This is a genomic window from Acidiplasma aeolicum (assembly GCF_001402945.1).
GTDB classification, from domain to species: domain Archaea; phylum Thermoplasmatota; class Thermoplasmata; order Thermoplasmatales; family Thermoplasmataceae; genus Acidiplasma; species Acidiplasma aeolicum.
On record NZ_LKBG01000256.1, the window covers coordinates 1 to 9,714 of the forward strand.

The 9,714-nt window shown below is 34.4% G+C and carries 8 protein-coding genes; 2 read left to right on the top strand and 6 right to left on the bottom strand.

Going from position 1 to position 9,714, the window contains the following annotated elements; genetic code table 11:
* The coding region (locus AOG54_RS07565) for a DEAD/DEAH box helicase (RefSeq protein ID WP_055032582.1) at nt 1-1,968 on the bottom strand (1,968 nt) is incomplete at its 3' end.
* Nucleotides 1,969-2,117: 149 nt separating this feature from the next.
* On the opposite strand from AOG54_RS07565, the gene AOG54_RS07570 reads away from it, so the two are divergent.
* Both AOG54_RS07570 and leuS read left to right on the top strand, forming a co-directional pair.
* The gene (locus AOG54_RS07570) at nt 2,118-2,657 is read left to right on the top strand and encodes a pyruvoyl-dependent arginine decarboxylase (RefSeq protein ID WP_048100799.1); all 540 of its coding nucleotides are present in this window, start codon (nt 2,118-2,120) and stop codon (nt 2,655-2,657) included.
* Nucleotides 2,658-2,661: 4 nt separating this feature from the next.
* Nucleotides 2,662-5,370 (top strand): leucine--tRNA ligase, encoded by a 2,709-nt coding sequence (leuS, locus tag AOG54_RS07575; RefSeq protein WP_048100798.1) that lies wholly within the window; start codon nt 2,662-2,664, stop codon nt 5,368-5,370.
* Nucleotides 5,371-5,400: 30 nt separating this feature from the next.
* Here leuS and AOG54_RS07580 read toward each other — a convergent pair whose 3' ends face one another.
* The 5 genes from AOG54_RS07580 to AOG54_RS07595 all read right to left on the bottom strand — a co-directional run bounded on the left by AOG54_RS07580 (nt 5,401) and on the right by AOG54_RS07595 (nt 9,583).
* A complete protein-coding gene (locus AOG54_RS07580) occupies nt 5,401-5,805 on the bottom strand; it encodes an archease (RefSeq protein ID WP_048100797.1) in 405 nt (134 codons plus the stop codon).
* 36 nt (nt 5,806-5,841) lie between these two features.
* Nucleotides 5,842-7,671: a tetraether lipid synthase Tes gene (gene tes / locus AOG54_RS07585; RefSeq protein WP_236688994.1), complete on the bottom strand. Its 1,830-nt coding sequence runs from the start codon at nt 7,669-7,671 to the stop codon at nt 5,842-5,844.
* 332 nt (nt 7,672-8,003) lie between these two features.
* Nucleotides 8,004-8,300: an IS200/IS605 family accessory protein TnpB-related protein gene (locus AOG54_RS09580; RefSeq protein WP_084795528.1), complete on the bottom strand. Its 297-nt coding sequence runs from the start codon at nt 8,298-8,300 to the stop codon at nt 8,004-8,006.
* Between the two features lie 52 nt (nt 8,301-8,352).
* The gene (locus tag AOG54_RS07590; RefSeq protein ID WP_048100796.1) at nt 8,353-9,171 is read right to left on the bottom strand and encodes a hypothetical protein; all 819 of its coding nucleotides are present in this window, start codon (nt 9,169-9,171) and stop codon (nt 8,353-8,355) included.
* Nucleotides 9,172-9,262: 91 nt separating this feature from the next.
* Entirely contained in the window at nt 9,263-9,583 is a 321-nt protein-coding gene (locus tag AOG54_RS07595) for a winged helix-turn-helix domain-containing protein (protein WP_048100795.1), read from the bottom strand.
* Nucleotides 9,584-9,714: the final 131 nt, after the last annotated feature.

A 9,714-nucleotide genomic window follows, 5' to 3' on the forward strand; every position in this document is an offset into this window, starting at 1 on the left:
TTCAATAATTTTTTCAATATCAGATGGTGCAATGTTCCTTGAAACCTTAATATAAATATGATATGGTGAGTAGTCCATTTCGACGCTCTCACCAGTAACCGATGTTAATATTCCGGATAATATCTCGCCAAGTGTAAAATTTCCAAGGCTTCCCAGAAGAATCTGGATTATTATTTCTCCAGCATATGATTCTATTATTATTTTATCCAGTGATGCTATATCGTTTTTATACCAGTTCAAAAGTGCATCAGCACCTCTTTTATTTATGAATCCGGGAATTTCATGATTCTTTCTATTTTCTGATACCCTTGATGTGGTTTCAAACAAAACTGGTATTTCCTCTCCAGTCCAGTGAGGGGCTATGGCAGCAGTTGGAAATGGTTCAACATATATTTTGCCATCCTGAATACGAATTGTCCTCCATGTTGCACCCCGTATGATAAAAAAGGACCCTGGTTCAATTTCATTTACAACATATTTTTCATCCAGTGTTCCTATGAATTTTTTATTAACTGTATCTATTACACTGTATGTTTTATCGCTGGGTATCATTGAGATATTTTCAATATAATATTTTAAAATTGAATATCTTTTTATTATGTACTCCCCGTCTATTATCAATTTTTTTGTACGGTTTAAAAGCTCGATAACAGAATAGTATTCTTCAAAGGACAGTTCCCAGAATGGATATGCCCTGTTTATTATGTTGTAAAAATCCTGATATTTGATCTTTTTGGCATAATTCAGTTCGAGCATAATCTGATTTGCAACCGTCGAAAGGGAATTTTTCCTGATCATTACATTTTCAAGATTGCCGCTGTTAATGTTATCAACAATGGCCACGGCCTCCTCGAGTTCTATTGTGTCATTGCATACTATAATGCCCCGTGAGGTTTTTTCAAGTGAATGCCCTGATCTCCCAATACGTTGGACCATTTTATTTATCTGTCTTGGTGAATTAAACTGTGCAACAACATCAGCGGTTCCAATATCTATGCCAAGTTCCAGCGATGATGTGCATATTATGCCCCTGATCTTATTGGTTTTAAAATCCATTTCTGCAGTTTCCCTGCTTTCCTTTGATAATGAACCATGATGAACCTCCAAATCCGGATGATTGATCCACAATGATAGCCTGAACGCCATGTCCTCTGCAACATATCTCCTGTTAACAAACACAATAGTGCCACGGTTTTTTTCAACTATATGATATATTTCAGATATACAGCCAGCATACTGGGGGTCGCATCCCATTTTTTCCGAAATTTCAGGGTCTGCAGGTTCTGGATAAATCACGGATATATCCATTTTTTTATTTATTGATGGTTTCAAAATCTTGATATTTCCCTCAGGTGCAATAAATTTGGAAAGTTCATCCTCGTTTTTTACAGTTGCCGATAAGCCTATTATCTGGATTTTCCCCGCTATTGACTTCAACCTTTCCATGGCTATTGAGAATTGTGACCCACGTTCATTCTGGGCCATTTCATGAACCTCGTCAATTATAACAAACTTTACATTTTTTAAATGGCCCCGTAGTTTTTTTCCGGACATCATTAACTGTAATGATTCTGGTGTTGTTATTAATATATTTCCAGGACTTTTTGAGATTTCATCACGCTGTGACTGGGTTATATCGCTATGCCGTACCTGAACCTTTATGTTTAGATTATCGCAGTATGTATACAGCCTTGACAGCATATCCCTGTTTAATGCCCTTAAGGGTGTTATATACAAAAGTGATATGGGTTCTGGCCTCTCCCTAAATATCCGGTCAATAACAGGGAGCAGGGCGGCCTCTGTCTTACCAGACCCTGTGGGTGATATTAATAATATATTATTTCCTTTTAGTATTTCAGGTATGGCAATTCTCTGGGCCTCTGTGGGCTCTTCTATACCGTTTTTTATTAAACTTTCTTTTAATTTCGGATTTAATAAGGCAAAAACATTTTTCAGAGAAAGGGACATTTCTTTTATAAATGCTGTAATATTATTTAAAATATTATAATTTTGATGCAAAAAGGAACATAAATATTAAAGAATTTAAAACTATTGCATTATAATACAATCAGGACCAAATTTCAATAAATATTTTAAATAAATAATAATATACCCCTATGCTATTGCCAAAGAAATTATTTTTTACAAGAGGAATAGGTCGCGGTGAAACACAGCTTCAATCATTTGAAAACGCCCTAAGGGATGCTGGTATAGCCCCCTTTAATATAGTTAGTGTAAGTTCAATATTACCACCATATGCTGAAATAGTCGATAAATCTGAGGGGCTGAAACTTCTATCCTACGGTCAGATTTTATTTACAGTGCTTGCGAGAAATTCGTCAAACGAATTAAACAGGATGATATCTGCCGCAATTGGTGTTGCAGTACCGTCAGACAGGGGGAAATGGGGATATTTAAGCGAGCACCACACCTTTGGGCAGACAGAAAATGAGGCTGGCCATTTTGCTGAAAAACTTGCAGCTGAAATGCTGGCCAGCACCATGGGCCTTGATGACCATTTAAAATGGGATGATAAAAAGAATGAGTATGTTCTTGATGATAAGATATTAACTACAAAAAATATCGCGGCAACCACTGTTGTTTTAAAACCTGATGAGTGGGCAACGGTGATAGCTGCTGCAGTTTTAGTGGTGTAGGAATATGGATGCATCTATAGAAAAGAAATGGCGTGAGGAATGGTATAAAAATAGGGTTTTCGAACCTGAGGTAAATGAGAATTTAAAAAAGTTTTTTGTAACCGTACCATGGCCGTATACAAATGGGTCGCTCCATGTTGGGCATGGAAGAACCTATACCCTTGGTGATATAGTTGCAAGATATAAAAGGCTGATGGGGTATAATGTGCTTTTTCCAATGGGGTTTCATGAAAGTGGCACCCCAATTCTTGCATTTGCAGAAAGGCTTGCAAACAATGACCCTGATACATTAAAACTTTATAGGAGCTATCTTTCAGAATATGAAAGTAAGGAAGATATAGATAATATAATAGAATCATTTAAGGACCCAAAAAATATAGCTGATTACTTTTCAAAGGTGATAATAAAAGATTTTTCGGATCTTGGCTATTCAATAGACTGGACAAGAAAATTTACATCTGCTGATAATTTTTATCAGTGCATTGTCAGATGGCAGTTTAACAAGCTTAATGAGCTTGGATTAATAAAAAAGGGAAATTACCCCATACTTTACAGTATTAAGGATGAAAATGCTGTTGGCGAGGATGATATTAAGGATGGTGATACCGATAAGGTTAGCATAGAGGAATTTACAGGTGTGTTATTCAAGGGCAATGATTTTGATCTGCTTGCAGCCTCATTAAGACCAGAAACCCTTTTCGGGGTTACAAATATATGGATAAATCCTGATGCCAGATATGTTGAAATGAATTATGAAAATAAAAATATTGTACTTACATACGAGGGCTATGTCAAATTTTCACTTCAGCACGATAACGTAAAATATATAAGAGATGTTGAAAACAGAGAGATCTTAAATAGAAAATTTAAGGTTCCTTTATATAATGCCATGGTTCCCGTTTTCCCTGCAGTATTTGTGGACCCAGATAATGGCACCGGCGTTGTTTATTCTGTTCCCGGACATTCCATATTTGACTATGTTTATTTTAAAAGGAATAAATTAAATATGGACATAAAAAAGGTTGTGGAAACACCTGGAAGCATAAATGTCGAGAGCCTTGTTGAAAAGTATGGTTTAATGGAAAATGATGAAAAATTAAAGGATGCCACACAGGAATTATATAAGGAGGAATTTTACAATGGAAAACTGATTAATTCTGGAAAATACACGGGTTTAACCGTAAATGAGGGCAGGGAAATAATTAAAAATGATCTTATAAGCACAGGACTTGGACTAATATTCTACGAAACCAGCAGGAAGGCGGTGACAAGATCAGGCTCCAAGGTTATAGTTGCTGTTATAAGAGACCAGTGGTTCATAGACTATTCACAGGACTGGCTTAAGGAGAGGGCCCATGACCTAATTAACTCGATGAAATTTTATCCAGAAATGTACAGGAAGATAATGAACGATGCCATAGACTGGCTAAGGGAAAGACCCTGTGCTAGAAGGCGTGGCATAGGTACAAAACTTCCATTTGATGAGAGATGGGTTATAGAGTCCTTATCCGATTCGACAATATATATGGTTACATATACAAATGCCAGGGAAATGCGTGGTATTTATGATCATCTTGGAGATATCCCTGATGACATAATAGATTATGTTTATCTTAATAAAAATATAAACCTTGAAAAATATGATGATTATGTAAAGGGAAAGGCAGAAGCTGCCAGAAGACAGTTTAATTACTGGTATGGAAATGATCTTAGAATTACAGCACCACCACATATTTCAAACCACCTCTCATTCTTTATAATGAACCACGCGGCAATATTCAGTGGAAAATATCTACCAGGCGGTCTAATGTTTTCAGGCATAGTAATATCAAACGGTGCAAAAATATCTAAAAGCAAGGGAAACGTTATATCTCTTCTGCAAATCACACAGAGGTACTCAGCAGATCTTTACAGGCTGTTTATTGCAGTTGGTGCCGATGTCTCATCAATGCTTGACTGGAACGAGAAGGATTTATCATCTGTATATAAGCGGTACGAAAACTTTCTTAATTTATTTGAAAAATACACAAATCCAGAGGACTCTGATGATTACATATACAGATGGTTTTATTCATCGTTTTATTTACATGTAAAGGAGTTTCTGGAATACATGGAATCAATGAAGATAAGGGATGCATACATATCAGTGTTTTACAGTGTAATGAATGATTTAAAAAACGTTGAAAATAGAAATGCTGATGTTAATATTGCTCTTAAAAAAATTATGCACGACTGGCTTATAATAATGAGTCCTGTAATACCATATTCATGCGAGGAATACTGGCATAGATACGTTAAGAATACATTTGTGAGCGGTGAAAGGCTTGACATTAACATAGAAGATAGGATCGATTATAATATTATTGAGTCAGAAAAATATGTTGAAAATGTAATATCGGACATAAAGGAGATTTACCGTGTCATAAAAAACCAGGGAGAAAATGTTTTAATTACAGTATATGGTGAAAAACAAATAATGTTTCTGAAAATGTTTAATAGTAAGACTGTTGAAGACACATACAAAATAATGATAAAAGATTACATTAAAAATAAGAACAGAATATCTGATAGGTATCTGGATGAATATAAAATACTCATGGACAACATTGATTACATTGGCAGATCCACAGGATTAAAAATTAAAGTTGAAAGGAGCGATTCAATTGGGGTTAAAAATCCATGGCCGGGAAGGCCACTTATTAAAATATTTTAATTATAATCCATATTTTTTAAAGCTGGAAATTTAAATATCAAAAACTATTATTGCATGGTTTTTATCAGGCATGATTTCAAGGTCATGGTATGTTGCTGCCTTAATTATATATTCATAATTTACCTTTTCTGGAATGTGCATTCCCAGTAATTTGCCGGTGACACCATAAAAATCATCAACGTTTAATTTAGAATTAAAAAATAATGTATCCTGAGTTTCAAAATAAAATAGAACATCATTAAGAAGATTTATGAGGAGGCTTTCATAATTGTTAGTATGTAACTCTATATTTTTTTCCACCTCAATTTTAGGATTATGAACTTTAATAATAGACATTGACATGGCATAAACTGCATTATTAAATATTTCTGTATAGGTTCTCCCATAAACCTTAATCTTAAGATCTCCAGTATCCTTTAAAAGCCTGTATCTCATAGAAGTTAAAAGTACAATAAAACAAAAATAATAAATTTATTCCTCACCAGGGTTTACTGATGAGATCATGGGTATTTCATCCTTGTCAAGGTCAAGACCTATTTCCTCTGGTCTTAGGTTCCTTCCGATGCTCTTTTCATAGAACCTTATTATGTTCTTCTTTTCCTCAACTGTGTATTTTCTGAAATATTTGTCCTTCTTCAGGTTTATACCTGTCTTTTCCTGGTATACATCTGCAGGTATTGAATACTTCCTCTGTGTTGAATCCCTGTAAAGCTCTGGTATTACATTGAATGCGCAGAATGGTATGACCCTTCCATCAGGCATTGCATAATGTATATCACATCTTTCCACTCTATCAACGTCATATGTGTATGGATCCTGGAAATGCATGAATCCTATGAATAGGGACTTGTAGTGGAATGCCTTTAAACCATGGTAATCGCCCTCTGTAAAGGCATTGTAAACCATATCCTTTAATTTGAAATCCTTTGGAGCCTTTTCATAATCAACGAATTTTTTAAGATGTAATAACAGTTTTGTTACTGATTCTGCCTTCTTTGCTGTTTTCCATTTTGAGTACTTTATATCCTCTCCTAATTCTGAAAGATATTCAAACATACCCTTGACATCCACGAACCTTGTTACGGGTATAATCTTCCCGTTATCAACGAATACGTAGGTACCCATACCGCAGGCAAAGTGTATTGATAATTTGTATGTTGGGTGGCCTTTTAATGCCTCTATGAAGTTTGATACCTCTGTTGTTGCCGGCACAGTAAAGAAGTCTTCCCTGCCTATCTGGCCATCAAGCTGCTGTTCTATTTTCTTGATTGCGCCTGGTATGGTTATTCTCTGCCTTGCCCTTGCACGGTCGGACATCCTGCCCACAAGGCTCACTGGCTGGAAGTTAACACCCCTTACGACATCTATGTTTGATACGGCAAATTTAATCATATCACCAAGATACATATCATTTATTCCACCAATGACTGTGGGTACAAGAACAACACCCATGGGCGCCTTTTTATAATTTTCAAGGGCCATTGGTATTTCCCAGAAGTTTTTGGGGTTTGATCTCGGGGTTGGACCGTCGAAACTTGTATAAACGACATTTGATCCGGCCTCCCTTGCCCTCTTAACAAAGTCTGGATCATAGGCTGCCCTTACACTGTTGGTGTTCATCTGCACATGCTCGTAACCCTCCTCTCTGGCTATTCTTATGACGTCAATTATATCGTCCCTTAATGTTGGTTCCCCACCTGTTATCTGAACAGCATTTGCACCAACAGGTTTCTCGTTTCTCATTCTTCTTAGCATTAATCTTATCTGGTCAAGTGATGGCTCATATATTGGCTCATTCTCCTTTGCATAGAAGAAGCAGTACCAGCATGATAAATCACATCTGTTTGTTATAACAACATTTCCCAATCCTGTATGTGATTTATGCTTAACACATAATCCGCAGTGTGTTGGACATATAATCTTATCTGCATAAACCGCAACGTTTGGATTAAGTATTTTTGTCCCTTCCTTATCCTGATATTTGCTTGCCTCAACATACATATCATAGTCTTCCCAGTATTTTTCCTTGGTAATACCATGTTCGGGGCATTCCTTTATTAAATTAACCTCACCGCCCTCCTCATAAACTATTGCGGGTATTCTCATCTGATCAAATTTCTCCTCATCTGCACATATTGGGCAAAGACTTTCAGTTACTCTTAATACAAGCATATCGTCGGTGATTAAATGCCCCATCTCACTTAAGAATTCATCCACTGTTTTGAATGGAGCGTTCTTGCTTATCTCGAAATTACTTGACAGTCTAACCTCGAGATTTTTTCTCTCTTCTGCCATAACCATTTTTAATTCACCTTTTGAACTAATTTAGTTAAGCAAACATATACATATATATCTTTTGTCTTATTTTTTGCTAATAATGAATATTGCTAAGTAGCTTTTGGAATTACAAAAATTCCCTTTAAATATTAAAATAATTTTATTTTGTAACAATAGTATCCTTAAAAGCTAATTAGGTTACGATTTCTGTTAACCATGTTAACAAACATCTTTAGAAGTTATCATCTCTTTGATGCTTAAGCTTCCTAGATATAACCCAATACCCTCGAGCCAGTCAAATGCTTCGGGAATTTGCTTTTTTATAATGTTGGATGAAGCCTGCAGGTCAGCATGTATTAATGCCTCATTAGCAGACCGAATACTCCTCTCTTTATTCTTTTGCCTAAATATGTTTCATGCTTTTCAATGCTTTCACCGTCTAAAAATTGGCATTTAGATGTGTATAATTCCTCATGTATGATTATATTTATGTTGTGTTCTTTAACTTTATATTGTATCTGATTTATAAGCATGTTAAATGGTATTTGAACAAAGTTCTGGTTGTCCTTTTTGCTAAGATTTACATTTTGTTTCGATTCTTCATTATGGCCTATAACTATTGTATCAATAATATAGATAATTATTGAAATTATTCATAATATGCATAAAGTTCAAAAAAATAAACATGAAAATATTAAATTATATTTATTGCTTTCCATTGTTTAATTTTACAGCCTTAAGCACCTGCCTGTAAAGTGAGGTTATATTTATTTTATATTTTACCTTAACATTTTGTTCTGACAGGTAATCCTTAACATCATCCAGTGTTATGTTTGACTTGTTTTTTTCAAATAATTTTTCAAGAAGGTCGGGTATCATATTATAAAGTTTCTGTCTTTCTTTCTTGCTATCCTCCTTTTCTATAACCTTCTTAACATTTTTATTTACCTTGTCTATCTTATTTTTTATTTCTGGTTCCACCCAGAAATCAAGATTAATTCCTTTATACTGCCAAAATGATTTAATGGCATCGTCCATATTATAATGGGCATATCCATTTAAATCATCATTAATGTACTTTAGCATTTCCTGTGTCAGCGTGTCTACAGATTTTTCATTTACCTCCTTGTTTAATGGCAATACCTTTTTCTCATCAGTGTCCTCAAGCAGGTCATCAAGACTAAATGTATTTAATTCTGTAAATTCTGGAGCCTCCTCATGATATTTATAACCCACATCATTAACTATATACATTATATCCAGTTCAGCAATTTTATTAAAAAGTTTCTTCTCCTGTGTATATTCCAGATCTATGTCCTCATCCTGAAATCTCTTAACAGAAAGGACAATTGAATGAACATTATTGGCCCTGCATGTATCAAGGAAATTTTTCCAGTTACCCATACGTTTATCCCATTCAAAGCTTATAACTATGTCCACATCTATTGAATAATAAACATTAAGCTTCATTTTTTTTGAATAATTTAATACATTGGCCAGTAAAGAATCCATTTCATCTTTCATGATAACTCACGGTGACAATAAATAAGACTAAACGCATATAAAAATATTTTGAATGCAGAATGAATTTTTTTATCAAAAAAATATAAAAGAATTAAAATTCAAATTTTCTGTTGATCATTTCATTGTAGTAGCTTTCATATGTGTATTTTCTTAATAAGGGATAGTAATTAAGATTGAATTTTTTAAGAATTTCACGAACCTCCTTGGAGGAATATGAGACGTTAAATTTCTCCTTGATATATTCCTGAACCTCCTTGACGTTGCATATCTTCTGATTTTCAATGCAATGTCTTAAGGTTTCCATGTCTTTTTTGCTTAATTTGGGTGGCCTCCCCATATAAGTCCTTAAAACAACAACTTTTTTTGTTTCAGGGTCTATAACTTTCATGGACTCCTTTTCAATTGTTTCCATATCTTTTTCACCCTACAATTATATATATACTGTTTATTTATAAAAACATTTTTGTTTATACATTTTATTTTATTTTTAGACGAATTTATTTATTAAATAATTTATTTAATTTTAATATTAAAAAAAATTCC

What these genes read in the sequence shown, in the direction of transcription:
- AOG54_RS07595 (WP_048100795.1), bottom strand. Translation starts at nt 9,583, where the DNA reads ATGGAAACAATTGAAAAGGAGTCCATGAAAGTTATAGACCCTGAAACA.
- AOG54_RS07570 (WP_048100799.1), top strand. Translation starts at nt 2,118, where the DNA reads ATGCTATTGCCAAAGAAATTATTTTTTACAAGAGGAATAGGTCGCGGT.
- AOG54_RS07590 (WP_048100796.1), bottom strand. Translation starts at nt 9,171, where the DNA reads ATGAAAGATGAAATGGATTCTTTACTGGCCAATGTATTAAATTATTCA.
- leuS (WP_048100798.1), top strand. Translation starts at nt 2,662, where the DNA reads ATGGATGCATCTATAGAAAAGAAATGGCGTGAGGAATGGTATAAAAAT.
- tes (WP_236688994.1), bottom strand. Translation starts at nt 7,671, where the DNA reads ATGGTTATGGCAGAAGAGAGAAAAAATCTCGAGGTTAGACTGTCAAGT.
- AOG54_RS07580 (WP_048100797.1), bottom strand. Translation starts at nt 5,805, where the DNA reads ATGAGATACAGGCTTTTAAAGGATACTGGAGATCTTAAGATTAAGGTT.